The following is a 25,057-nucleotide window of genomic DNA, read 5'->3' as shown; positions in this document are numbered from 1 at the left end:
ACGGCCACAACAAGAGGACAGACCACCATGAGCGCTCCCGCAAAGCCCAAGCCGGCTTCTGCTTCTGGGCCCGCCCCAGCAGCAGCTCCGGAACCCAACACCGTCGCACCCCAGCGCGTCACCGGCGCGCAGTCGGTAGTGCGGTCGCTTGAGGAGCTCGGCGTCGAGGTGATCTTCGGCATTCCCGGTGGTGCGGTTCTGCCCGTCTATGACCCGCTGTACGACTCGACCAAGGTCCGTCACGTGCTGGTGCGCCACGAACAGGGCGCTGGGCACGCGGCCAGCGGCTACGCACATGCCAACGGCAAGGTCGGCGTCATGATGGCCACCTCAGGCCCGGGAGCCACCAACCTGGTGACCCCGCTGGCCGACGCCCAGATGGATTCCATCCCGGTGGTTGCCATCACCGGCCAGGTGGGCCGTGGCCTCATCGGCACCGACGCCTTCCAGGAAGCCGACATCTCCGGCATCACCATGCCGATCACCAAGCACAACTTCCTGGTGAGCAACGCCGAGGAGATCCCGAAGGTCATCGCCGAGGCCTTCTACATCGCCCAGAGCGGTCGTCCCGGCGCGGTGCTCGTGGACATCCCCAAGGACATCCTGCAGGCGCAGACCACGTTCAGCTGGCCGCCGCAGATCTACCTGCCCGGATACAAGCCCGTCACCAAGCCGCACGGCAAGCAGGTTCGTGAGGCGGTCCGGCTCATCGCCGCCGCCAAGCGCCCGGTGCTGTACGTCGGTGGCGGTGTCATCCGTGCGGACGCGTCCCCGGAACTCAAGGAATTGGCCGAACTGACCGGCATCCCCGTCGTCACCACCCTTATGGCGCGCGGAGCATTCCCCGACAGCCACGAGCTGCACATGGGCATGCCCGGGATGCACGGCACAGTCGGCGCGGTGGCCGCGCTGCAGCGCAGCGATCTGCTGATCACCCTGGGCGCGCGATTCGATGACCGGGTGACGGGCCAGCTCGACTCGTTCGCGCCGGAGGCCAAGGTGATTCACGCCGACATCGACCCCGCCGAGATCGGTAAGAACCGCCACGCCGATGTGCCGATTGTCGGTGACGTGAAGAACGTCATCAGCGAGCTGATCGAGGCCATCCGGGCCGATAGGGCCACCGGAACCACCAGCGATCTCTCCGAATGGTGGGAGTACCTGTCGGGTATCCGCAAGACGTACCCGCTGGGCTACGACGCGCAGCACGACGGCAGCCTGGGCCCGGAGTTCGTCATCGAGACGCTGGGCAAGATCGCCGGACCTGACGCGGTCTACGTGGCCGGGGTGGGTCAGCACCAGATGTGGGCCGCACAGTTCATCAAGTACGAGAACCCGCGGACCTGGCTCAACTCCGGTGGCCTGGGCACCATGGGCTTCGCGGTTCCCGCCGCCATGGGCGCAAAGATGGCGCGGCCCGAGGCCGAGGTGTGGGCCATCGATGGTGACGGCTGCTTCCAGATGACCAACCAGGAGCTGGCCACCTGCGCCATCGAGGGTGTGCCGATCAAGGTCGCGCTGATCAACAACGGCAACCTGGGCATGGTGCGCCAGTGGCAGACCTTGTTCTACGAGGAGCGCTACTCGCAGACAGACCTGGCCACGCACTCGCGCCGCATCCCCGATTTCGTGAAGCTGGCTGAGGCGCTCGGCTGCGTCGGATTGCGTTGCGAGCGTGAAGAAGACGTGGCCAAGGTGATCGAAGAGGCGCGTGCGATCAACGATCGTCCGGTGGTCATCGACTTCATCGTCGGTGCCGACGCCCAGGTGTGGCCGATGGTCGCCGCGGGCACCAGCAATGACGAGATCCAGGCGGCGCGGGGCATCCGGCCGCTGTTCGACGACGATGAAGGACTGGTGGACGAATGACAAGCACCCACACCTTGAGCGTGCTGGTGGAGGACAAACCCGGTGTGCTCGCCCGTGTCGCCGCACTGTTTTCCCGTCGTGGCTTCAACATCGCCTCGCTGGCGGTGGGCCCGACGGAACTCAAAGACGTTTCGCGCATGACAATCGTCGTCACCGTCGACGATTTTCCGCTCGAACAGGTCACCAAGCAGCTCAACAAGCTCATCAACGTGATCAAGATCGTCGAACAGGACGAGGACAATTCGGTGGCACGCGAGCTGATGCTCGTCAAGGTGCGCGCCGATGCGACGGTGCGCGCGCAGGTCATCGAAGTGGTGAACCTGTTCCGCGCCAAGGTGGTCGATGTGTCGCCGGAGTCGGTGACCATCGAGGCGACGGGCACCCAGTCCAAGCTGGATGCACTGCTGCGGATGCTCGACCCGTACGGTATTCGGGAGATCGTGCAATCCGGCGTGGTCGCGCTCTCGCGTGGCCCGCGGTCTATCGCCGCCGCCAAGTAACGCTTAGTAGAGATAGCAAGTAGAGAAAGCCGAAGGGAATCAAGCAAGTGGCAGTTGAGATGTTCTACGACGATGATGCGGACCTGACTCTCATTCAGGGACGCAAGGTCGGCGTTATCGGGTACGGCAGCCAGGGGCACGCGCACTCGCTGAGCCTGCGCGACTCCGGCGTTCAGGTGAAGGTCGGTCTGCGCGAGGGCTCCAAGTCGCGCGAGAAGGTCACCGAGCAGGGCCTTGAGGTCGACACCCCCGAAGAGGTCGCCAAGTGGGCTGACGTGATCATGGTCCTGGCGCCCGACACCGCACAGGCCGAGATCTTCACCAAGGAGATCGAGCCGCACCTGAAGGACGGCGACGCGCTGTTCTTCGGACACGGCCTGAACATCCACTTCGGTCTGATCAAGCCTCCGGCCAACGTCACCGTTGCCATGGTTGCCCCCAAGGGCCCGGGCCACCTTGTGCGTCGTCAGTTCGTCGATGGCAAGGGTGTGCCCGCGCTCATCGCCGTGCACCAGGACCCCAAGGGTGAGGGCCAGGCGCTCGCGCTGTCCTACGCCAAGGGCATCGGTGGTACCCGCGCCGGCGTCATCAAGACCGACTTCAAGGAAGAGACCGAGACCGACCTCTTCGGTGAGCAGGCCGTGCTCTGCGGTGGCACCGAGGAACTGGTCAAGACCGGATTCGACGTCATGGTCGAGGCCGGATACGCCCCCGAGATGGCGTACTTCGAGGTGCTGCACGAGCTCAAGCTGATCGTCGACCTGATGTACGAGGGTGGCATCGCCCGCATGAACTACTCGGTGTCCGACACCGCCGAGTTCGGTGGATACCTGTCGGGACCGCGCGTCATCGACGCCGGCACCAAGCAGCGCATGAAGGACATCCTCACGGACATCCAGGACGGCACCTTCGTCAAGCGCCTCGTCGCCAACGTCGAGGGTGGCAACAAGGAGCTCGAGGGTCTGCGCAAGGAGAACGCCGAGCACCCCATCGAGGTCACCGGCAAGAAGCTGCGCGACCTGATGAGCTGGGTCGATCGGCCGATCACCGAGACCGCTTAGTTCTCACTGTCTGAACGCAAAGCCCCCGCGCTCTCCGGAGTGTCGGGGGTTTTGCGTTTCTGGCGGAGTTCGGCAGGGATCATGTGACGGTGGAATATCCATCATTGGGGGAGTCGTCGTCGTACCCGGGACCGCGACCAAGCACCCATCTGGTGTGGGCAATCATCGCTACCCTCTTCTGCTGCTTGCCCTTCGGGATTGTTGCGATCGTCAAGGCGGCGCAGGTGGACTCGTTGTGGTTCCAGGGCCGCTATCGCGAGGCGCATGCCGCGTCGCGGTCCGCCAAGCTTTGGGTGATGTGGTCGATTCTCCCATTCGTCGTGCTGGGGGTGGCCCTGGTCATCGGGGCGATACTGACCTCGATATTCGGTGAGGTACCGGCCCAGCGGTAGTGCGGGATACTGGATACCGTGCATGCCACCGTCGTCTCCCGGCTCGCCGCCCCTGTCGCGGTGGCTGCCGTGGCGGCGGCAGGCTGCGCCGCGGTGTGGCTCGGAGACCCGACGACGCCCGGCGGAGTGCTCCCGGTGTGCCCCTTCAAGGCACTCACCGGCCTCGACTGCCCCGGCTGTGGCGGCCTGCGCATGGTCTATTCACTGATGCACGGTGACCTGCTTGGCGCACTGCGCTACAACGCGGTTGGCTTGGTGGCCGTGGGGTTCCTCGCAGTCTGCTTTGTGGCCTGGACGGCCAGCCGTTGGCGGGGTGAGTCAGGTTGGAATCCGCCCTGGCTGCATGGGTGGGTCCCGGTGATCACGCTGGTCGTCTTCGTGGCGTGGTTCATCGTCAGACTGATTCCGATCGCACCGTTCACCGCGTTGCGGGTGTGATCCCTAAGCGGTGCGTTCCATAAGCTCGCGAGCGTTCTCTCCCAACGTAATACCGTCATCGCCGATGAACAGGCGGGAGATCTCGCGGGCCAGCGGTTCAAGGGTGAACGGCACAAAGGCAGGCTGCGCCACCCGCAGCAGCATGGCCAACACGGGATCGGCGATCCGGGGAATCCCCAAATGGCGCCGCACCTTTGGCGGCACCACTGCCACGGACGGCACTGCCGTGACGAGAGTGATCGCGGCGACGGCGGCGGCCGTCAGTCCGCCGAATCCTCGTGCGTTTCTGATCACCGATAGGGCGAATCGCACCCCGCCCGGCACGAAGCCTTTCACCATCCGGTATTCCGATTCGATGGAGTCGTAGTAGGCCGCCACCTCGTCGGAGGTCACCGGCACCGTGTCCGGGTCGGCACCCATCAGTTCGGCGAATGTCTTCACCTCGGCGAAGAATTGGTCGCGCTCGGACTGCGGCAGGCGCCGGGGAATGAGGCGTCCCGGTGCGGGGGTGTTCTCGTAGATCCGCAGCGCCGCATGCATGATCGTCACGTGCGCGAAGAGCACTAGTGTGGGCCCCTGGGCGTCGTAGGGCCGGTCGGTGCCGGGGATGACTCCCTTCATATTGCGGTGATAGTGGCGTAGGTGCGCGGCCAGTGCATCGGCACTCTCGGTGTCGCCGAAGATGATCGGTATCGGCACACCGGCGGTGCGCTGAATGCGTTTGACGGTGTCATCGAAGTCGATCTGATTGCGCTTGCTCTTGGTGAACACCGGATCGTGATTGATCTCAACGGCTTGCAGTCCCTCGTGGCTGCCCTCCAGCAATGCGGTCACCAGCACGATCATGGGTGCCACGGAGGGATGCAGGAACACCTTCCAAGTCACCGAGCCGGGGCCGAAGTAGCCGTAGTCGGGCCGCCCATCGGGGCCGGTGCGTTGACCGGCAGGGGTGGCGCCGTCCCCGCGTCGCCAGATCCGGGCCTTTGCGTCACCGCGCGGCGGCATGCCCGCGGAGCGCGATGTTGTGGCGTGTGCAGCTGTGCTTGGCATCGTTGCCTCCCAGGGAGCGGTTTGCTACCTAATATTGGAGACGTTAACAACGGCAGTTGTCAATATCTAGAGGCGAAACCGCATGGGGATGCTGCGCGGACCACGGATGGCGGGGGTGTCGCGCCAGCTCACGGGGCCGGCGATGACGGGTTGGCGTTCCAGTACCTCGCGCAGCGCCACCGTTGTCTCCAGCTTGGCCAGTGCCGAGCCCAGGCAGTGGTGGGTGCCGTATCCGAAGGCCAGGGGCGGGCTCCTGCGATCGGTCCGAAAGGTACTGGGCTCCACGAACACCTGGGGATCACGGTTCGCAGCGGCAATCGCGATCAGGACCGTCTGTCCTTCCCGGACGATGTTCCCGGCGAGGCTGTGGTCCGCTGTCGCGACGCGCGCGGTGGCGAGCACCGGACCATCGAGTCGGAGCAGTTCGGTGATGACGGCGGGATCATCCGGGTCGATGTTGTCTGCCAGTTGGGTACCATCCGGGCGCGGCTCCAACAAGCGGATGATGCTGGTGCCCAATAGATTTGCCGTGGTCTCGTGACCCGCGATGGCGATCATGAAGGCCATCGTGACGACGTCTTCCAAGGGCAAGTCGGTGCTTGACGCGATCAGACTGAGTAGGTCATCGCCCGGGTGTACACGTCGATCGGCCGCCAATGGCAACAGTTCGGTGGCGAGGGAGGCGCCCGCAGCAGTTCCGGCCATGACGGTATCGACGTCGGCGAAAGCGCCGAGCATCCGGATGATGATTGGGGATTCCTCGCGCAGGACGGTCGACGACGAGTCGTCCAGGCCAAGCCATTCACCGATGATGGCGATCGGTAACGGCAGGGCGATGTCGGCCATGAAGTCGAAAGACTCTTCGGGCAAAGGGTATTCGATGACGTGAGAGGCGATCGATTGCACACCCTCCCGTAGGCCGGCGATGAATCCCGGGGTGAACACATCGCGGACGGCGCTGCGGAGCTCGGTGTGATCGGGTCCATCGGCGAAGAGCATGTTTCTGCCGAAGCTGTTCATATCGAGATACCCCGGAGCTGAGGCGCGCATCTGGGGGCTGGCGAGTGGGTCGCTTGACCAACCGGCGCCGCCCAGCACCTCGCGAGCGGACTGATAGCCCAGAACCACCCAGGTGCCGGCGTTCTCATCCCAGACCACATCGCCGCGGGTACGCAGGCTTTCGAAGTAATGGTATGGGTCTCGTGAATCCCAGGGGATCCGCGGCGCGGTGGAGTTAGCAGTGGTCATGATGATCCAATCCGAAGGGCAGGCCGCGGTCGCGAACCCACGCGACATGCTGTTTACCTAGTGGGGAAACGGGTTCGGAGACACCGTCGAGATCATCGAGCAGTGCGCGAGTGTGTCCGGTGGCGTTGAGCGTTGACGACAATGCACTGATGTTCAGGTTGATCCGGGCCAGGAACACCAGGTCGCTGGGTATCGACATCTGATGCAGCGTCTGGAAGTTCAGCAGCGACCGGGTGGCGCTGGTGGACACCTCGCGGGTAAACGTCACCGGTTGCGCAGCGCGAATGTCTTGCACGGTGGCACCGAGCCACTCGAAGACGTCCTGCGCCGAAAGCGGCGAATCGACGCTGAAGTAGCCGGCGTCCACCATCAACTGGCGCAGATCATCTTGGCGTTCATCGGCGGCGGCACGGATCATCTGCACGAGCCGATACCGCAGTGTCTCGGGGACTACCTTGATACAGCCGAAATCGACAAATCCGACTGAGCCGTCCGCCCCGAACCGATAATTTCCCGGATGCGGATCGGCATGAAAAAGGTTGGCATGCCGAAATGATCCGGTACTGAAGCGCCAGATGGCTTCCACCCAAGCATTTTTGAGGTCTTGATCGGCACGCTGCGCTGCCGCCCAATCCATTCCGTCCAGATATGTCATGGTGAGCACTCGGCTGCCGGATGCCTCGGGAATCACCTCAGGTATCCGGATAAAAGGATGTCCCTGGTAGAGAGCGGCGAAGGCCTGAATATTGGCGGCCTCATGCCGATAGTCCAATTCCTCGGATATGCGTGCGGCCACCTCATCGGCCATCTGGCGATGATCCAGCTGAGGCCGCGGACCGGCGATACCCGTCACGAAACGCAGGAACGTGGCCATGAGTTCGGCGTTGGACAGGTCGTGTCTGATGGCATGTGCCACACCCGGGTACTGGATCTTGACCGCGACTTTGCGGCCGTCGTGCAGGGTCGCTCGGTGTACCTGACCGATCGATGCCGCGGCCATCGGATCGTCATCGAACTCGCAGAACACTTCCTCCACGGGCCGCTTGAGATCCTCTTCCAGGGCTTGGCGCGCCAAGAGCGGATGCATCGGTGGTGCGTCGGCCTGCAAGCGCGTCAATGCGTGCTGATACGGCGAGAGTTGGTCATATCCATGCGAGGAGATCTCGGCGACGGAGAAGATCTGCCCGGCCTTCATCAGGACGCCTTTGGAGTGTCCGAGTAGTTCGGTGTAGCGCTCGGCCGTGCGTTCGTGGAAGCGGTCGACCGCTCCAGTGTCACCGGCCCTTTCGCGCAGGCCTGCCACGAGCCGCCCGCCGGCGGCGCGCGCGGTGAATCCTGCCAGCGGGATGGTACGGCGGATTCTTCCTCGGGGAATGGGGCTGTCGCTCATAGCCGCGCGCCCATCTCTGATGGCGCCCGCGGGTCCAATCCGAAGGGCAGGCCGCGTTCTCTCACCCACGCGACATGCCGAATGCCCAGGGGAGTCTCGGGTTCGGCGATTCCGATCATGTCGGCGGCAGCGGACCGGGAGCTGACGGTGGCACCGAGCTTCGACATCGCGGACCGGACGCCGAGGGGGAAACGCACCAGGTAGATGAGATCGGGGGGCAGGGAGATGCGACGCGATAGCGGGCTGTCCAGCGCGGTGAGGTTGCGGTCTATCAATTGCGGTGTGTAGGTGACCGGCTGCGGCAGCGTTGCGTCAGCGTTGATCTCATTCATCCAACGGAGCGCTTCCCCGGGTGACATGGTCGAGTCGGCGGACAGGAAACCGGCGTCCTTCATCGTGGAATAGAGATCGGCGACTCGCTGCTGGATGCTTGCGGCGACCATCCGGATCCAGGCGAGACGATGGCTCTCCCGAAGGTTCTTGACGGATCCGAAGTCGACAATCCCGAGGCTGCCGTCGAGGCCGAACCGGTAGTTGCCGGGATGTAGATCTGTGTAGAAGGCACAAGCATGTTGCAGCGGTGCGAGGCTGAATCTCCATAGTGCCTCCGCCCAGGTGTTTTTCAGTTCTTGGTCGGCTTGTTGTGCTTCAGCCCAATCGATCCCGTCGACGTAGGTCATCGTGAGGACTCGCTGTGTGGACAGCTCGGGCACTGCCTCGGGCACCCGGATGAACGGGTGACCCTCGAACAGTCGGTGGAACGTGGATATGTTCGCGGCTTCCTGCCTGTAGTTCAGTTCCTCTCTGATCTGAGCCGAGATATCTCGTGCCGTCGCAGGAAGATCGATCGCGTATCTGCGGTCCAGCAGGGCAAAGGTGACTCTCAGGAAGGTGGTGACCAGCTCGGTGTTGGCGAGATCATCTTGAATGGCTTGTGCCACACCGGGGTATTGAATCTTGACGACGACATCACGGCCGTCGTGAAGCGTCGCTCGGTGAACCTGGCCGATGGACGCCGAGGAGATCGGATCGTCGGTGAAACTGGCGTATGCCTGGCTTGTGGGTACGCCGAGCTCGGATTCGATGACACTGCGCGCCAGTGCGGGGGCCATGGGCGGGGATTGGGTTTGGAGTCGAGTCAATGCCTGCTCGTACGGGGAGATTCCGCCGTCGGCACCGTTCATATCGATGCTCGAAAAGATCTGCCCGGCTTTCATCAGGACGCCTTTGGAATGTCCGAGTAGTTCGGTGTAGCGCTCGGCCGTGCGTTCGTGGAAGCGGTTGACCGCTCCGGTGTCGCCTGCTTTTTCGCGTAGGCCGGCGACGAGTCGGCCGCCTGCGGCGCGGGCGGTGAAGCCCGCCAGTGGCATGGTGCGCCGGATTCGTCCTCGGGGGACTTGACCGTCTGTCATGACTACCTCCTACCGGTGACCCAGACCAGCTGTTAAAGTACTCACTGAGTGACACTAAGTGATTACTTGGGAGACGTCAATGGTAGAGATTTCCACCAAAGAACGCCTGGTCGCCGAGGCCATGAGGCTCTTCGGTGAGCAGGGATACAAGGCCACCAGCGTTGCGCAGATCGAGAAGGCGGCCGGGTTAACTCCCGGATCGGGCGGCCTTTATCACCACTTCAAATCCAAGGAAGCACTGCTGGAAGCGGGTATCGATCGGCAGCTGGATCGGCGGCGCGCGATGCGCGATATTCGCGCGCTGTTCGGTGGGCTGGGCGACCTGCGCAACGAGCTGACGATGATGGGCCGCTACATTCTGGCGGTTCTCGACGAGGAATCGGAGCTGTTGCAGATAGCCTCCAGCGTCCCCTCGGGGCGTCCGGCACGGCTGGATGACGCGTACGCGGCGCTGTTCGATGGCCTGTACGGGGAACTGGCCGATTGGGTGCAGGGTTGGGCGCCCGGTATGGGCAAGCGGGAAGCGGAATCTATTGGGGTGCTTGGTGTCAACGCGCTGCTGGGTAAGCGTGAGACCGGTGCGGTGTTCCGTAGACCCGGCAGGGACATCGCCGATGAGGATTACGTTGCGGAATGGACGGCATTGTTGGCGGCGAGGATTGAATCGCTGGGCCAATCGGCGGGAGATGGGTGAGTCTCGCTCTGTGTTGCGTTGATCATCGCGCCGGTCGTGGCACGTGCGGACCAGGAATTTCCCAACACCGACGACTTCGTCTCTGTTGGTCCCGAGGACTATCGGGCACTTGTCGGCGGCTACGCGAACACCGGAATCCGGTTCGGGACACCGGATGGTCTTCACTGCTCAATGTCGGTGAGCCTCAAGGGATCGGGTGGCGGTACTGCGAGTTGTTGGGGTGCGCTGCCCGGTGCCCCGCCAGATGGGGCCAACATGGTTTACGTCGACAGCGATCGCGGATCGTCTTTCATCCGTGCGGATCTCGCCGCCATGGAGAGAACTTGGGTCTTGGATCCCGCCCATCCGGGCGCGGGGCAGGACGGCTTTTACCAGGCCGATATCGACCCAGAGTCCTACCGGCTGTTGCCCGCCCGTAGCAGCTTTGTGGTGTCGCCTCGGGGGAGTTGGGTGTCGTGAAAAGGATTCGTGAAGCGATCAAATCACTTCTGCCTCAATAGTTTCATCCGCCACAACGAGGGTGGTTTGTCGGTGGGCGCGGTTAGTATTCGAACATGAGTTCGATTGGGGTGTTGGAGGTGGCGGTTGATGCCTTCTGCGCCGAGTCGATCGAGGACCTCACTGGCGCGGAGGCGTTGGCGGTGTTGGCGCGCCTGGAGGTGGTGGCGCGCCGGTTGTTTTCTCGCGGGCTGACGTTGGTTCCGAAAGTGACCGGGCAGGCCTCCCCGGTAGAACTTGGCGGCACGTCGTTTCCGGATGTGTTGTCGCGGCGGCTGCATGTTGGTAAGGGGGCGGCGCGGCGCCGGATCGCCGATGCCGAACAGCTGGCGCCGCGGCGCGCGATCACCGGCGAGCAGCTGGCACCGCAACTACCCTGCACCGCCGAAGCGTTGGGGCGCGGCGATATCGGTGAGGAACATGTCCGGATCATCCGCCAGTTCTTTGATCGGCTCCCCGCGGTGGTCGATGCCCCCACCCGCGAAGCAGCCGAAGCACAGCTGGCGGTGATGGCCACCCAGTTTGGGCCCGAGGCGCTGCGGGTCGGCGCCGACCGGCTGATGGCCCTACTGAACCCCGACGGGCAGTTCTCTGATGTGGATCGGGCGCGGCGACGCGGCCTCACGATCGGGCCGCAGGGTTTCGATGGCATGTCAGCGATCTCGGGTTTGTTGGATCCGGAGACCCGCGCCTACCTGGACGCGGTGTTCGCCAAACTCGCCGCCCCCGGCATGTGCAACCCGGCCGATCAAAGCCCCCTAGTCGACGGTGAACCAGCCCCCGAGGCCGCTGAACGCGACACCCGCAGCAGTGCGCAACGCCACCACGACGCCCTACGCGCAGCACTGCGCTCCACCCTGGCCAGCGCAGAGCTGGGTTCACACCACGGACTACCCGTCACCGTCCTCGTCACCACCACACTCAAAGAGTTGGAAGACGGCGCCGGGATCGCCACCACCGGCGCCGGTACCCGCCTGCCGATGCGCGACCTGATCCGGATGGCCACCCACGCCCACCACTACCTAGCGATCTTCAACGACAACGGCCGCGCCCTGTACCTCGGGCGTTCTAAACGCATCGCCTCTCCCGAACAGCGCCTCGTGCTACACGCCCGCGACCGCGGCTGCACCCACCCCGGCTGCACGGTCCCCGGATACCTCTGCGAAGTCCACCACATCACCGAATGGGCCCACGGCGGACCCACCAACATCGACAACCTCACCTTCGCCTGCGGACCCCACCACCGCCTCCTGGACCACGGCTGGAACACCCGAAAACGACCAGATGGGACCACCGAATGGATACCCCCACCACAGCTTGACATCGGTGAGGTGCTCACCGGCTTCCACGATCGCCCCGAATTATCGACACTCGGTGTGGACTGATTTGTGTTTGCCTGAGGGCATATAGGTTGCGCGCGTGGCCGTGATCGTCAGCCGTCGGGGGTTGCTCGGCATGAGTGCAGTTGTCTTGTCGGGTTTAGTTATCCCCGCGTGCTCGACACCGAAGGCTCTGCGCAAAGCCAGACGAGGAGGCAGTCTTGTAGAGTTCGCCGGGAAGCTTCCGGATCAGGCGGAGCTGCGCAGGCGATGCCGCGTGCTCGCGACGCTTGATGCCTTGGTCAAGGGAAGAGTTCTCGCCAAGGACGACATCGGTACTGTCTACCAACCGAATTGGCGTCCCGGCGACGATCTCGTCAAGTACGCCGATGGGGGAGGCAACGAGTGGTCGATCGTCTTCTCGGCCAAGGACGGCGTCTTTCTTCGCGGCTTTGACCACGAATCGGATTTGAGTACGTACAACGAGGACGACTACTGGCCGGGCCTGGTCGGTGATCTGCCAGAGCGTTTCAAATCAGATCTGAAGAACCCCGACCTGTACGGCTACTACGACGGCGCCCCACAAATGACCGTCTGTGTGTGGCGCGGTCCGGCGGACATCGCATGGCGCCACGGGAGCCCGAAGCCGACCCCATGGGGCTACCACGGGTACGGCGGTGAGGACCTGTTCGATCCGCTGGTCGCATGGCAAGCATCCAAGGAGCTGGACTGGCTGTACCCCGAGAAGGGCCACGTCATACCCGAGCCCGCCGTACAGCAGGTCATGGGCCAGGCGCCGCTCACCGACGCCCTCATACGCGCATTTCACCCCAATCCTGACGTCGCGGCGCTGCGCGCCGAAGCCATGCGGATCGGGTACTAGACCAGGTGTGACGTGAGCCTCGTCGCACCCCGCACTAAGCTGTGACGACGTGAGCGAACGTCCAGTCGTGTTGATTGCCGACAAACTTGCCCAGTCGACCGTCGAAGCACTCGGAGATGGTGTGGAGGTGCGCTGGGTCGATGGCCCCGACCGCCCCGCGCTACTGGCCGCGGTACCCGATGCTGACGCACTCTTGGTGCGCTCGGCCACCACGGTTGACGCCGAGGTGCTGGCCGCCGGAACCAAGCTCAAGATCGTCGCGCGCGCCGGCGTCGGACTCGACAATGTCGACGTCAAGGCCGCCACCGCCCGCGGTGTTCTGGTGGTCAACGCGCCCACCTCGAACATCCACAGCGCCGCCGAGCATGCCGTCACTCTGCTGCTGTCCACCGCGCGGCAGATCCCGGCCGCCGACGCCTCGCTCAAGGCGCACACCTGGAAGCGCTCGTCGTTCAACGGCACCGAGATCTTCGGCAAGACCGTCGGCGTCGTGGGCCTGGGCCGCATCGGCCAGCTGTTCGCGCAGCGGCTCGCCGCGTTCGGCACCCACATCGTCGCGTACGACCCCTACGTCTCGGCCGCTCGCGCCGCCCAGCTGGGTATCGAGCTGCTGACGCTCGACGAACTTTTGGGTCGGGCAGATTTCATCTCCGTGCACCTGCCCAAGACCCCGGAGACCGCCGGCCTCATCGGCAAGGACGCGCTGGCCAAGACCAAGCCGGGCGTCATCATCGTCAACGCCGCACGCGGTGGGCTTATCGACGAGGCCGCGCTGGCCGACGCCATCCGTAGCGGGCATGTCCGTGGCGCCGGGCTCGATGTGTTCGCCACCGAGCCCTGCACCGACAGCCCGCTCTTCGAGCTGGACCAGGTCGTGGTGACCCCGCACCTGGGCGCATCCACCAGCGAGGCGCAGGATCGTGCGGGCACCGATGTGGCCGCGAGCGTGAAGCTGGCCCTGGCCGGCGAGTTCGTGCCGGACGCCGTCAACGTCGGCGGGGGAGTTGTCAGCGAAGAGGTCGCGCCGTGGCTCGAGGTCGTGCGCAAGCTGGGTGTGCTCATCGGAGCCGTCTCCGAGCAGCTGCCCACCTCGTTGTCGGTCGATGTTCGCGGTGAGCTGGCTTCCGAAGATGTTGCGGTGCTGAAGCTTTCGGCGCTGCGCGGACTCTTCTCCTCGGTGATCGAAGACCAGGTGACCTTCGTCAATGCTCCGTCGATCGCTGAAGAGCGTGGCGTGAGCGCGGAGATCAGCACGGCCACCGAGAGCCCGAACCACCGCAGCGTGGTCGACGTGCGCGCCGTCTATGCCGACGGTTCGGTGATCAACGTCGCCGGGACCTTGTCCGGCCCGCAGCTGGTGCAGAAGATCGTCCAGATCAACGGCCGCAACTTCGATCTGCGTGCTGAGGGTGTCAACCTCGTCATCAACTACGCCGACGTGCCCGGTGCGCTCGGCAAGATCGGCACCGTGCTGGGCGGCGCGGAGGTCAACATCCAGGCCGCGCAGCTGAGCCAGGACGCAGCGGGTGGGGCAGCCACCATCATCCTGCGTATCGACCGCACCGCTCCGGATGCCGTGCTGGATGACATCCGCGCCGCTGTCGGCGCGACAACCCTTGAACTGGTGGATCTTTCATGACCAAACTCGCGATCATCGCCGGCGATGGCATCGGTCCCGAGGTCATCGGCGAGGCCGTGAAGGTGCTCGACGCCGTACTGCCCGGCGTCGAAAAGACCGAATACGACCTGGGCGCACGCCGTTACCTCGCCACCGGTGAGCTGATGCCCGATTCGGTGCTCGACGAGCTACGTGGACACGACGCCATTCTGCTTGGTGCCATTGGCGATCCGTCGGTGCAGAGCGGCGTGCTCGAGCGCGGCCTGTTGCTGCACACACGTTTCGCGCTGGACCACCACATCAACCTGCGTCCCGCCAAGCTGTATCCGGGTGTCACCGGTCCGCTGGCCGGCAACCCGGCCATCGACCTTGTCGTGGTCCGCGAGGGCACCGAGGGGCCGTACACCGGTAATGGCGGTGCGATCCGGGTCCAGACCCCGCACGAGGTGGCCACTGAGGTCAGCCTCAACACCCGGTTCGGGGTGGAGCGCGTGGTACGCAACGCCTTCCAGCGCGCTGAGGCCCGCAGCAAGAACCTGACGCTGGTGCACAAGAACAATGTGCTCAAGTACGCCGGATCGCTGTGGACACGGACGGTGAACGAGATCGCCGCCGAGCATCCCGATGTGCAGGTGTCCTACCAGCACATCGACGCCGCGACCATCCATATGGTGACCGATCCGGGACGCTTCGATGTCATCGTCACCGACAATCTGTTCGGTGACATCATCACCGACCTGACGGCTGCCGTCACCGGTGGAATCGGCTTGGCCGCAAGCGGAAACATCGATGGGTCGGGCAAGAACCCCTCGATGTTCGAGCCCGTGCACGGCAGCGCGCCCGATATCGCGGGCCAGGGGATCGCCGATCCCACCGCGGCGATCGTGTCGGTCTCGCTGCTGCTGGACCATCTGGGTGAGACGGCGGCCGCCGCCCGCGTCGACAAGGCCGTCGAGCAGCATTTGGCCACCCGTGGCGAGGAGAAGTTGTCCACCTCGGCAACCGGTGATCGGATCGCCAGCTTCCTGTAGTCCTCACCGAATGCGAGCCTCACGCGGAAATCCAGCCGGAAATCCGCGCGAGGCTCGCATTCGGCGTTAGCGGGCTGGCTGCTCCAGCTTTACCGGCACCAAACCGACTGCCGCCAAGGGGAACAGCGCACACACCGCGAAGGCCGCGGAGAATCCCGCCGCTGCGGCGACGGCTCCGAATACCGGTGGCGCCACGGCGGCGGCCAGCAGCTGCCCGGTGTTCTGTGTGCCCAGGGCGCGGCCACTCCAGAACGGCCCGGCGATCTCGGCGATCGAGGTGTAGGCAAGCCCGTTGTCCGACACGGTGATCACCGACGCGACCAGCATGATGACAACGCTGATGGACCAATCGAGTTGATTCGTGATGGCCAACAGCGCCATGGTGCCCGCGGCGGCCGCGGCAATGGCGCGGATCGGCCGCATGCGTGAACCCCAACGGTCCGACCATATTCCGGCCGCGACCCGGCCGAGCGCGCCGACCAGCTGCGCCACCGTCACCATCACGCTGGCCGCGCCGATGCTCCAGCCCCTGTCGGTCACCAGCCACACCAGGGTGAAGGTCCACACGACCACCTGTGGCACCACCAACAGCACCGACACTCCGTGAATGAGCCACAGCATGCGTGATCCGCGGTACGGATTGGCCAGATGCTCCTCGGGTGCCTCCGAGCGGGGTGGCCGAGGCGGGTCGATGATGCCCACCAGGCATACCACCGACGAGACCGCGCACACGATGGCGGGGAAGAGCAGCGCGCTCGCGACGCCTCGGCCTTCGGCGATGCGCGGGATGACGAGCGCACCGACGGCGACGCCTAGCGGCTGTGCCATCTGGCGGATGCCCATGACCGTCCCGCGCTGGTGGGGTGGGAACCACCCGACCACCACGCGTCCGCTGGCCGAGTTGCATGCCGCCGCGGCTGCCCCACCAAGCAGCAGAAAGGCGCCGGTCACGGTCAGCGATGGGGATTCGGCGGCCGCGAACGCAGCTACCGCGGTCAGTGCCAGGCCGCTCACCAACGCGATGCGTTCACCGAACTTGTCGATGAGCGCGCCCCACGCGATGAGCGTCAGCACCATGCCGAAGCTCGGCATGGCGGACAACAGCCCGGCGTTGGCCAGATCGAGCCCGCGCTCGGTGTGCAGGGCGGGAATGAGAAATGCCACACCGTTGATGAAGACATTTGCACCGGCAGTGGACCCCAGGGCGATGGCCAGCATCGCCCAACGGCGTGCTGTGCCAACCTCATCGACGTGAACCATGGTCACTATGGTTTCACACCTATCTCAAATTATTGAATAGATATCTCAATATATGAGATGCCTAGCTCGCCGTCGCCAGACTGTCGTGTCGGCGATACGTGCGGTCTCCGCCGGATTGCGACATGCCCTGCGCGACGATTTGGCGCCGCGCGAATTGGCCGATCTGCTCGCTGATGCGGGTCATGCCGGGCAGAACGTTGCGGCGCTCGAAGAACCAATTCACCACCGAGGTGCCCACCACGGCGGCCTGCATCGGTTTGTTGTCGGGCAGTCCCAGTCGATCGGCGTTCGTCTTGCCGAGAATCAGCCGACTGTAGGAGGACAGGTAGGTGCGGGAGAGTCGCATGAAGATCGGCTCGCCGGGCATGGAGGCGTGCAAAGCCTGCGTGAGGGCATAGGAGTCGTCGTCGGGCAGGAATTCGGTATCGGCCTCCAGCCAGAACAGACGCCAGGTGTCTTCCTCGCTGGTCGGTACGAGCTCGGGGTGAATTCCCATGAGCAGACCCACATATCGCCAAAAATGGAAGACTGATTCGCGTTCGGCGTCCGAGAAGCTCATGCCCATGGCTTGGCAGCCGGCCAGGTTGGCCAGTGAGAAGAGCATCAGCGTCCCGGCGAGCTGAATCTGATTGACAGGGCTGTCCCAGGCGTCGTAATCCCAATCGTCGCGCCGATGCATGGCAGCGCGCACCAACGCGTGCATGAGCCGTACGCGTGGAATTCCCTTGAAGCCGGGCGAGAATCGGTCCAATCCGCCCGGAGAGGTGACATCGATGAGCCATTGAGCGGTTTCGTTGAGCCGGCGCGGGGCCATCGCCTGCAGATTGCCGGTGCCGACCAGCGGCTTGTCGGCGCGAGAGGACAGATACCCCCCGGTCAGCGCCAGGCCGGGCAGCGCGAGGCCCAGGCCGACCACGCCGGTGCGCATGCTGACCCGCGCGGCCAGTTCGAGTTTTTTGTCATCCAGCCAATACGGCCGATCGTCGATCTGCCGGAAGAAGGCAACCAGTTCCTCGGGTGGGTTCGCGACGGCGTCGATGCCCTCCTCGATGGCGGTTTCGAACATGCGACGGCCCTGTCCGGCGGGGAAGCGGGCGAACATCGCGACCACCGCGTCGGCGAGCGGGTCGCCGGAATGCGCAAAACGCCGGAACGACTCGCGCTGCTCGGTGGTGGCCCGGATATCCCGGCCGGGCAGAAAGCGTGCGAACACGTTGAACGGGAACTCGCGAAGCTGCGGCGGGTTGGGCAATTTCTGCCGGTCCGAATCCGTTTTCGACCCCATCGCGGGCGTCCTTTCCTCGTTGAAAGTGACCATCTGGTGACGGTAATCACCATCTGGTGAGAATCATCACCAGAAAAACCCGTGAGGTCAAGGTCCGCAATGCGACAATCGCCTGATGCCATCCCGGACCTATGGCGGTGCCACCTCCGGAGAACGCCGCGCACGACGCCGAGCGGCGCTGCTGGATGCCGCGTTGGACCTGGTTGCCGGTAGTGGCGTCAAGGGCATCACGGTGCGCGGGGTGTGCGCCGAGGCCCGGCTCAACGATCGGTATTTCTACGAAAGCTTCCGCAGCACCGACGAGCTGGTGCTGGCGATGCTCGATGCGCAGATGCTTGCCGGTTCGGCCGCCATCATCGAGGCGATCGCCAAGAGTTCGACGTCCAAAGATCCGGTGGTGCGTACCCGTGCGGCGGTGGGCAGCGGTCTGAGGTTCCTTACCGCCGATCCGCGCCGGGGGCGGTTGTTGGTCGAATCGCAGGCCACCGAGGGGCTGGCCGCGCGCCGGCGTGACCTGGTCAAGACGCTGGCCCAGGTGATGGCCGATCAGGGCCGGGTACTGCTACCGGCAGATGACGCGTTGGATCCGGATCTGGACCTGGCCACCTTCACGCTGGTTTCCGGAGGTCTGGACCTGGTCACCACCTGGTTTCGCGGCGAACTCGACATCACCCGCGACCGGCTGGAGGATTTTCTGGTGGCGTTGGTCACCCGCGCCAACATCCGGGCCGACACACCTTCGGAGGACGCCAAGAAGGACACGGCGGAAGTCGCAAAGCCCGGCAACTAGGCTTGTTTAAATGCGCCTAGGACGTATTGCCAGCCCAGACGGTGTCGCCTTTGTGAGTATCGAGGGCGAGGACGGCACCGAGATTGCCCGAGAGATCGCCGAGCACCCCTTCGGCACCCCCACGTTCACCGGACGGCAATGGCCGCTGGCGGATGTCAGGCTGCTGGCGCCGATTTTGGCGAGCAAGGTGGTGGCCATGGGCAAGAACTACGCTGCCCACGCCGCCGAAATGGGTGGAGCCCCACCGGAGTCGCCGGTGATCTTCATCAAGCCCAACACCTCGATCATTGGGCCGGGGCTGCCAATCCAGTTGCCGCCCAGCGCATCCGAGGTGCACCACGAGGGTGAGCTAGCCATCGTGATCGGCCGGCCCTGCAAGGACGTGCCTGCCGCCCGGGCCGCCGAGAACATCTTGGGATACACGATCGGCAACGACGTATCGGCCCGTGATCACCAGCGCACCGACGGTCAGTGGACCCGGGCCAAGGGGCACGACACGTTCTGCCCGCTGGGGCCGTGGATCGTCACCGACCTGGATCCCTCGGATCTCGAGATCCGCACCGAGGTCAACGGCGAGGTCGGGCAGCGCAGCCGAACCTCCTTGCTGCTGCATGATGTCGGCGCGATCGTGGAGTGGGTCTCCGCCGTGATGACACTGCTGCCCGGTGACGTAATTCTCACCGGAACCCCCGAGGGGGTCGGGCCCATCGTTGACGGCGACACCGTGAGCGTCACCATCGAGGGCATCGGAACCTTGTCCAATCCCGTTGTGCGGAAGGCGAAGTAAGAGTGAGTGATACCGAAGGATCGAACAAGGTCCGGGTACGTTTCTGCCCGTCGCCGACGGGTACCCCGCATGTCGGCCTGATTCGCACGGCGCTGTTCAACTGGGCGTACGCGCGACACTGCGGCGGCGACTTCGTATTCCGCATCGAGGACACCGATGCCGGGCGCGACAGCGAAGAGAGCTATCTGGCCATCCTGGATGCCCTGCGGTGGCTGGGACTGGACTGGGATGAGGGGCCGGAAGTCGGTGGCCCGTATGAGCCCTACCGACAGTCGCAGCGCAAGGAGCTGCACCTCGATGTGGTGCGCAAGCTGCTCGAGGCCGGGGAGGCATATGAGGCGTTCTCCACCGCGGAAGAGGTGGAAGCCCGCCACCTGGCCGCGGGGCGCAATCCCAAGCTGGGGTACGACAACTACGACCGCGATCTGACCGACGAGCAGCGTGCGGCGTTCCGGGCGCAGGGCCGCGACCCCGTCGTCCGCCTGCGCATGCCCGATCACGACATCACCTGGCACGACCTGGTGCGTGGCGAGACCACCTTCGCGGCGGGTGTGGTGCCCGATTTCGCGTTGACCCGTGGCAACGGTGATCCGTTGTACACCTTGGTGAACCCCGTCGACGATGCGTTGATGAAGATCACGCACGTGCTGCGCGGTGAAGATCTGCTGCCGTCGACACCGCGTCAGATCGCGCTGTACGAGGCCATGATCCGGGTCGGGGTGGCCGAGTCGATACCCGCATTCGCGCACCTGCCGTCGGTACTGGGGGAGGGCACCAAGAAGCTGTCCAAGCGCGATCCCCAGTCCAACCTGTTCCTGCACCGCGATCGTGGGTTCATTCCCGAGGGCCTGCTGAATTACCTTGCCCTGCTGGGATGGTCGATCGCCGACGATCACGACATTTTCAGCCTGCAGGAAATGGTGGCGGCCTTCGACGTTACCGACGTGAACTCCAATCCGGCGCGGTTCGACCAGAAGAAGGCCGATGCCCTCAACGCCGAACACATCCGGCTGTTGGCTCCGGAGGAGTTCGTGGCGCGGCTGCGGACGTTCTTCGCCGCCCATGGCTATGAGCTCGGACTGGATGACAGCGCCTTCGCCGTGGCCGCGGACTTGGTGCAGACCCGGGTAGTGGTGCTGGGTGACGCCTGGGGCCTGCTGAAGTTCCTCAACGACGACGTGTACGCGATTGACCCGGGTTCGGCGCGCAAGGAGCTGGGCGAGTCCGCGCTGCCCGTTCTGGACGCGGCAATCGGCGCGCTGGAGTCACTGGAGGCATGGACCACCCCTGCCATCGAGGAGGCGCTCAAAGGCGCGCTCATCGAGGGGCTCGAACTCAAACCCCGGAAGGCTTTCGGGCCGCTGCGCGTGGCGGTCACCGGTGCGACGGTGAGCCCGCCGCTGTTCGAATCGATGGAACTGTTGGGTTCTGAGCGCACTTTGACACGGCTGAGAAACGCTCGGACCTGGGAAAATGAGGTGGAGGGCCAAACCGATTCGGGTTAATGGCCCTTGGTTTGGTAGTCTGCTCGTCGGCTCCAAAGTCCGCTGTCAGCTCGCTGACCTGCGGTTCTGCGAAGCCATTGGGGTATGGTGTAATTGGCAACACAGCGGTTTCTGGTACCGCCATTCTAGGTTCGAGTCCTGGTACCCCAGCGCAAATCATTTGCACGACAAGTGATTTGGTGGATGTGCGCCGGTGAGCTAGACTTTCAAGTCTGCGCTCCGGCGCATGGCACGACAATGTTCTAGCCCCCGTCGTCTAGCGGCCTAGGACGCCGCCCTCTCACGGCGGTAGCGTGGGTTCGAATCCCATCGGGGGTACCAGTTCGTTTACGAATTCCCGCGCCAGTTCTCGGCGCGGTGATCACCCAAGGCGCGCAGCGCTTCCTCGGTCAGTTCGGGATGACGTCCGCGCAGGGTCCAGATCACAAACTTACGTGCTTGCACCGCGCCCGCCTTGGCGACATCCACCTCGATGTCGAGGGTCTCGGCGCACAACTCGCGAGCCCGGTCGTCGTATTGCCCGGCTGTCTCTCCGGTGCTCAGATGGTGGACCAGCGCGTCACTGAGCGGTCGCTTGATCTTCTTATGCCGCAGACCCTCGCGGAAGGAGTCGAGCGCATCACGTGCGAGCTGGCCCACCTCAGCCGGCCCCTACTGCTGCGGGGCGGTCGACCCGCCCAGTGGCATGGCGGGCAGTCCGAGCTTGCGGTGATCCCAGGACCGCACGCGGGTGGGCCGAACCCGGACCGCGATGCGCTTGTTGAGCATCTGTTCCACGAAAGGCTTCATTTCTTCGGTGTACGGCGCGGTGTAGCGCTCAAAGACGCTGATACCGACCTGGAACAGTAGGTCCGGATCCTCGACGATCTCGGCCTGCCCCTCGATGGCGACCCCGCGCAGGGTGTCGTAGGTGAGACCGTCCTCGATCAGACAGGTGATGGTGGGATTGCGCTTGAGGTTGACCACCTTCTGCGATTTGGCCTTGGTCTCGAACCAGACCTCGCCGTCCAGCACCGCGTACCACATGGCGACCAGATGCGGCTGTCCGTCGGGGCCGACGGTGGCCATGGTCGTCGTGCGCGAGTTGTTGATGAACGCGGTGATCTCTTCGTCGGACATGACGATCTGCGAACGTTGATTGCTTCCCATGTTCGGAGCTTAAAGCCGGGCCGTGATCGCCTCGGAGGCGGCAACGAGATCGGCGGCCCAGCGCGCGCCGGGCCGCCGGCCCATCCGGTCGATCGGGCCGGAAACCGATATCGCCGCAATGACATTGCCGTGCCTGTCGCGAACGGGCGCCGAAACACTGGCGACTCCCGCCTCGCGTTCGGCCGCGCTCTGCGCCCAACCGCGCTTGCGCACATCGGCCAGCGCGCGTTCGGTGAACGTGGCGCCGGGCAGCACCGCTCCCTGGGTGGCCGGATCGCTGTGGGCTAGTAACACTTTGGCGCCAGATCCGGCCGACATCGGTAGGCGCGAACCCACCGGCACGGTATCGCGAAGCCCCGCTGGTGGTTCCAGTGCCGCCACGCAGATGCGCACCGTGCCTTCCCGCCGGTACAGCTGCACGCTCTCGCCGGTGATCTCACGCAGTTTGGGCAGCACCTGGGTACTCGCGCTCAGCAGGGGATCGTTGACGTGCGCGGCGAGTTCGGTGAGCCCGGCCCCGAGCTGCCACTGCCCGTCGCCGTCTCGGGATAGGAGTCGGTGCACTTCCAGTCCCGCGGCCAGCCGGTGTGCGGTGGCGCGGGGGAGCCCCGTGCGTTCGCACAATTCCGCGAGCCCGCAGGGCGAGTCGCCTATGGCAGTCAGGACCTGCACCGCTTTGTCGAGGACGCCGATGCCGCTATGCTGTCTCACAGAACGATACTAACTTTCCAAATATTGAGATGCAATGAGCACGGAGCCAAAGATGACTAGTGTCCAACAGCCCAGGACCCTGGCAGAGAAGGTCTGGGACTCCCACGTAGTGGTACGCGGAACCGGTGAGGGTGAGGCGCGCGAGCCCGACCTCATCTATATCGATCTGCACTTGGTACATGAGGTGACCAGTCCGCAGGCATTCGACGGCTTGCGGATCGCCGGGCGCCAGGTGCGCAGGCCGGACCTGACGATCGCCACCGAGGACCACAATGTCCCGACGATCGATATCGACAAGCCGATCGCCGATCCGGTGTCTCGCACCCAGGTTGAGACCCTCCGGAAGAACTGCAAGGAGTTCGGTATCCGTCTGCACCCGATGGGGGACGCGGAGCAGGGCATCGTGCATGTGGTCGGTCCGCAGCTGGGATTGACCCAGCCGGGCACCACGGTGGTCTGTGGTGACAGCCACACTTCCACGCACGGCGCCTTCGGAGCGCTGGCGATGGGCATTGGGACATCCGAGGTCGAGCACGTGCTGGCCACGCAGACCTTGCCGCTGAGGCCATTTCGGACCATGGCGATCAACATCGACGGCAGCCTGCCGACCGGTGTCACCAGCAAGGATGTCATTCTGGCTGTCATCGCCAAGATCGGCACCGGCGGTGGCCAGGGGTATGTTCTGGAGTACCGGGGACGGGCCGTCGAAGAGATGTCGATGGAGGCCCGAATGACTATGTGCAATATGTCCATTGAGGCGGGCGCGCGGGCAGGAATGGTGGCCCCCGATGAAACGACATATGCGTACCTGAGGGACCGGTCGCACGCGCCCAAGGGGGCGTTGTGGGATGCCGCTGTGGCCGAATGGGACTCGCTGCGCACCGACGAGGGCGCCCAGTTCGACGCCGAAGTGCACATCGATGCCAGTACTTTGACGCCGTTCGTCACCTGGGGCACCAACCCTGGGCAGGGGGTGCCCCTGGGCGCTGACGTGCCCGATCCTGAGCTGATGGCCGACGAAGAAGAGCGGATGGCGGCCGAGAAGGCGTTGACCTACATGGATCTCACACCGGGTACCCCGATGCGTGAGATCCCGGTGGACACCGTGTTCGTCGGCTCCTGTACCAACGGCCGGATCGAGGATCTGCGGGCGGTCGCCGACGTGCTGCGGGACCGGAAGGTGGCCGAAGGGGTCACCATGCTCATCGTTCCCGGCTCGATGAGGGTGCGCGCACAGGCCGAATCCGAGGGGCTGGGCGAGATTTTCACCGCCGCGGGTGCTCAATGGCGCCAGGCGGGCTGCTCTATGTGCCTGGGCATGAACCCCGACCAGCTCTCGCCGGGGCAGCGATGCGCGTCCACGTCGAACCGAAATTTCGAGGGACGACAGGGCAAGGGCGGCCGCACCCATCTGGTGTCACCCGCCGTGGCCGCGGCAACGGCGGTGAAGGGAAAGCTCTCATCGCCAGCTGATTTGGCAAAATCCGTAAAATAGGCACCTGCCAAAAGGCACAGGGAGGAAATAGTGGAGGCATTCGACACCCACACCGGAATTGGTGTGCCGCTGCGTCGTTCTAACGTGGACACCGACCAGATCATCCCGGCGGTCTACCTCAAGCGTGTCACCCGAACGGGTTTCGAGGACGGGCTCTTCGCCGGCTGGCGCACCGATCCGTCGTTCATTCTCAATCTGGAACCGTTCAACCGGGGCTCCGTTCTCGTCGCCGGGCCGGAATTCGGCACCGGATCATCCCGCGAGCACGCCGTGTGGGCCTTGATGGACTACGGATTTCGAGTAGTACTGTCGTCCCGTTTCGGAGATATCTTCCGGGGCAACGCCGGTAAGGCCGGTCTGGTCGCCGGCTTGGTCAGCCAGTCCGATATCGAGCTGCTCTGGAAGCTCATCGAGCAGAATCCGGGCTTGGAACTCACTGTGAATCTTGAGGATCGGACAGTGACCGCCGGAACGGCCGTGGTGCCGTTTGAAATTGACGACTACACCAGGTGGCGGCTGCTCGAAGGATTGGACGATATAGGCCTTACGCTGCGAAAAGTCGATGAAATTGCGGCTTTTGAAGCCTCGCGGCCCGAGTTCAAACCCCGCACTTTGGAGCCTTCTGAGTAGCTGATTGGGCGTCCTTGGGGGGCAAGGGCATTGCTTTTGGTC

Annotated in this window: 25 protein-coding genes and 2 tRNA genes; 18 read left to right on the top strand and 9 right to left on the bottom strand. The window is 64.4% G+C overall.

Annotated elements, in window-relative coordinates; genetic code table 11:
* Nucleotides 1-27 precede the first annotated feature (27 nt).
* The 5 genes from ABG82_RS17540 (at nt 28) to ABG82_RS17520 (ending at nt 4,260) form a co-directional block, all read left to right on the top strand.
* Entirely contained in the window at nt 28-1,869 is a 1,842-nt protein-coding gene (locus ABG82_RS17540; protein ID WP_064629724.1) for an acetolactate synthase large subunit, read from the top strand.
* On the top strand, nt 1,866-2,369 hold the full coding sequence (ilvN, locus tag ABG82_RS17535; protein ID WP_043078628.1) for an acetolactate synthase small subunit: 504 nt from the start codon (nt 1,866-1,868) through the stop codon (nt 2,367-2,369). Before ABG82_RS17540 ends, ilvN begins: the two co-directional genes overlap by 4 nt.
* Nucleotides 2,370-2,428: 59 nt before the next feature.
* A complete protein-coding gene (gene ilvC, locus ABG82_RS17530) occupies nt 2,429-3,430 on the top strand; it encodes a ketol-acid reductoisomerase (RefSeq protein WP_174544373.1) in 1,002 nt (333 codons plus the stop codon).
* A gap of 89 nt (nt 3,431-3,519) precedes the next feature.
* On the top strand, nt 3,520-3,822 hold the full coding sequence (locus ABG82_RS17525) for a CD225/dispanin family protein (protein WP_234708046.1): 303 nt from the start codon (nt 3,520-3,522) through the stop codon (nt 3,820-3,822).
* An 18-nt stretch (nt 3,823-3,840) separates the two neighbouring features.
* Entirely contained in the window at nt 3,841-4,260 is a 420-nt protein-coding gene (locus ABG82_RS17520; RefSeq protein ID WP_043078626.1) for a DUF2752 domain-containing protein, read from the top strand.
* Between the two features lie 3 nt (nt 4,261-4,263).
* On the opposite strand, the gene ABG82_RS17515 is transcribed toward ABG82_RS17520, so the two are convergent.
* From ABG82_RS17515 to ABG82_RS17500, 4 genes are all read right to left on the bottom strand, one after another.
* Nucleotides 4,264-5,310, bottom strand: coding sequence for an oxygenase MpaB family protein (locus ABG82_RS17515; protein ID WP_043078625.1), 1,047 nt, complete (start codon nt 5,308-5,310; stop codon nt 4,264-4,266).
* Between the two features lie 66 nt (nt 5,311-5,376).
* Entirely contained in the window at nt 5,377-6,558 is a 1,182-nt protein-coding gene (locus ABG82_RS17510; protein WP_043078624.1) for a cytochrome P450, read from the bottom strand.
* Complete coding sequence (locus ABG82_RS17505; protein WP_043078623.1) at nt 6,545-7,948, bottom strand: ABC1 kinase family protein; 1,404 nt, start codon at nt 7,946-7,948, stop codon at nt 6,545-6,547. The genes ABG82_RS17510 and ABG82_RS17505 overlap by 14 nt, the downstream gene beginning before the upstream one ends.
* Entirely contained in the window at nt 7,945-9,360 is a 1,416-nt protein-coding gene (locus ABG82_RS17500) for an ABC1 kinase family protein (protein WP_043078622.1), read from the bottom strand. Before ABG82_RS17500 ends, ABG82_RS17505 begins: the two co-directional genes overlap by 4 nt.
* A gap of 79 nt (nt 9,361-9,439) precedes the next feature.
* Here ABG82_RS17500 and ABG82_RS17495 point away from each other — a divergent pair, with 79 nt between their 5' ends.
* The 6 genes from ABG82_RS17495 to ABG82_RS17470 all read left to right on the top strand — a co-directional run bounded on the left by ABG82_RS17495 (nt 9,440) and on the right by ABG82_RS17470 (nt 15,403).
* Nucleotides 9,440-10,054 carry a TetR/AcrR family transcriptional regulator gene (locus ABG82_RS17495; RefSeq protein ID WP_043078621.1) on the top strand — a complete coding sequence of 205 codons (615 nt, stop codon included), beginning with the start codon at nt 9,440-9,442 and terminating at the stop codon, nt 10,052-10,054.
* A gap of 36 nt (nt 10,055-10,090) precedes the next feature.
* Nucleotides 10,091-10,513, top strand: coding sequence for a hypothetical protein (locus ABG82_RS17490; RefSeq protein ID WP_131676276.1), 423 nt, complete (start codon nt 10,091-10,093; stop codon nt 10,511-10,513).
* Between the two features lie 95 nt (nt 10,514-10,608).
* Nucleotides 10,609-11,937 (top strand): HNH endonuclease signature motif containing protein, encoded by a 1,329-nt coding sequence (locus ABG82_RS17485; RefSeq protein WP_054173172.1) that lies wholly within the window; start codon nt 10,609-10,611, stop codon nt 11,935-11,937.
* 34 nt (nt 11,938-11,971) lie between these two features.
* Entirely contained in the window at nt 11,972-12,754 is a 783-nt protein-coding gene (locus ABG82_RS17480) for a hypothetical protein (RefSeq protein WP_078343283.1), read from the top strand.
* Nucleotides 12,755-12,821: 67 nt separating this feature from the next.
* Entirely contained in the window at nt 12,822-14,393 is a 1,572-nt protein-coding gene (serA, locus tag ABG82_RS17475) for a phosphoglycerate dehydrogenase (protein ID WP_078343354.1), read from the top strand.
* Nucleotides 14,390-15,403, top strand: a complete 1,014-nt coding sequence (locus tag ABG82_RS17470) for a 3-isopropylmalate dehydrogenase (RefSeq protein ID WP_043079095.1) — start codon at nt 14,390-14,392, stop codon at nt 15,401-15,403. The genes serA and ABG82_RS17470 overlap by 4 nt, the downstream gene beginning before the upstream one ends.
* A 66-nt stretch (nt 15,404-15,469) precedes the next feature.
* Here the strand turns inward: ABG82_RS17470 and ABG82_RS17465 are convergent, their stop codons facing one another.
* Entirely contained in the window at nt 15,470-16,672 is a 1,203-nt protein-coding gene (locus tag ABG82_RS17465; protein ID WP_043079094.1) for an MFS transporter, read from the bottom strand.
* 52 nt (nt 16,673-16,724) lie between these two features.
* Nucleotides 16,725-17,948 carry an oxygenase MpaB family protein gene (locus ABG82_RS17460; protein WP_043079108.1) on the bottom strand — a complete coding sequence of 408 codons (1,224 nt, stop codon included), beginning with the start codon at nt 17,946-17,948 and terminating at the stop codon, nt 16,725-16,727.
* A 115-nt stretch (nt 17,949-18,063) separates the two neighbouring features.
* Between ABG82_RS17460 and ABG82_RS17455 the strand changes: the two genes are divergently transcribed.
* The 5 genes from ABG82_RS17455 to ABG82_RS17435 all read left to right on the top strand — a co-directional run bounded on the left by ABG82_RS17455 (nt 18,064) and on the right by ABG82_RS17435 (nt 21,351).
* Complete coding sequence (locus ABG82_RS17455) at nt 18,064-18,738, top strand: TetR/AcrR family transcriptional regulator (RefSeq protein WP_043079093.1); 675 nt, start codon at nt 18,064-18,066, stop codon at nt 18,736-18,738.
* A 10-nt stretch (nt 18,739-18,748) separates the two neighbouring features.
* The gene (locus ABG82_RS17450; RefSeq protein ID WP_043079092.1) at nt 18,749-19,525 is read left to right on the top strand and encodes a fumarylacetoacetate hydrolase family protein; all 777 of its coding nucleotides are present in this window, start codon (nt 18,749-18,751) and stop codon (nt 19,523-19,525) included.
* A 2-nt stretch (nt 19,526-19,527) separates the two neighbouring features.
* Nucleotides 19,528-21,030 (top strand): glutamate--tRNA ligase, encoded by a 1,503-nt coding sequence (gene gltX, locus ABG82_RS17445; RefSeq protein WP_043079091.1) that lies wholly within the window; start codon nt 19,528-19,530, stop codon nt 21,028-21,030.
* Nucleotides 21,031-21,108: 78 nt separating this feature from the next.
* A tRNA-Gln gene (locus ABG82_RS17440) sits at nt 21,109-21,180 on the top strand.
* Between the two features lie 95 nt (nt 21,181-21,275).
* Nucleotides 21,276-21,351: transfer RNA gene (locus ABG82_RS17435), tRNA-Glu, on the top strand.
* 6 nt (nt 21,352-21,357) lie between these two features.
* On the opposite strand, the gene ABG82_RS17430 is transcribed toward ABG82_RS17435, so the two are convergent.
* Genes ABG82_RS17430 through ABG82_RS17420 form a run of 3 tightly spaced genes read right to left on the bottom strand, consistent with a single transcriptional unit; the run spans nt 21,358 to nt 22,890 of the window.
* Nucleotides 21,358-21,669 (bottom strand): hypothetical protein, encoded by a 312-nt coding sequence (locus ABG82_RS17430; protein ID WP_043079090.1) that lies wholly within the window; start codon nt 21,667-21,669, stop codon nt 21,358-21,360.
* Nucleotides 21,670-21,681: 12 nt separating this feature from the next.
* Nucleotides 21,682-22,179 (bottom strand): pyridoxamine 5'-phosphate oxidase family protein, encoded by a 498-nt coding sequence (locus ABG82_RS17425; RefSeq protein WP_043079089.1) that lies wholly within the window; start codon nt 22,177-22,179, stop codon nt 21,682-21,684.
* A 9-nt stretch (nt 22,180-22,188) separates the two neighbouring features.
* A complete protein-coding gene (locus ABG82_RS17420; protein ID WP_043079088.1) occupies nt 22,189-22,890 on the bottom strand; it encodes an IclR family transcriptional regulator in 702 nt (233 codons plus the stop codon).
* 52 nt (nt 22,891-22,942) lie between these two features.
* Here ABG82_RS17420 and leuC point away from each other — a divergent pair, with 52 nt between their 5' ends.
* Together leuC and leuD are read left to right on the top strand one after the other, a co-directional pair.
* Nucleotides 22,943-24,385 (top strand): 3-isopropylmalate dehydratase large subunit, encoded by a 1,443-nt coding sequence (gene leuC, locus ABG82_RS17415; protein WP_043079087.1) that lies wholly within the window; start codon nt 22,943-22,945, stop codon nt 24,383-24,385.
* A 30-nt stretch (nt 24,386-24,415) separates the two neighbouring features.
* On the top strand, nt 24,416-25,015 hold the full coding sequence (gene leuD, locus ABG82_RS17410) for a 3-isopropylmalate dehydratase small subunit (RefSeq protein ID WP_043079086.1): 600 nt from the start codon (nt 24,416-24,418) through the stop codon (nt 25,013-25,015).
* The last annotated feature ends 42 nt before the right edge of the window (nt 25,016-25,057 follow it).

This window comes from Mycobacteroides immunogenum, from assembly GCF_001605725.1.
Taxonomy (GTDB): Bacteria; Actinomycetota; Actinomycetes; order Mycobacteriales; family Mycobacteriaceae; genus Mycobacterium; species Mycobacterium immunogenum.
Note: the sequence above shows the minus strand (reverse complement) of the source record. Positions and strands in the feature narration are given on the sequence as shown.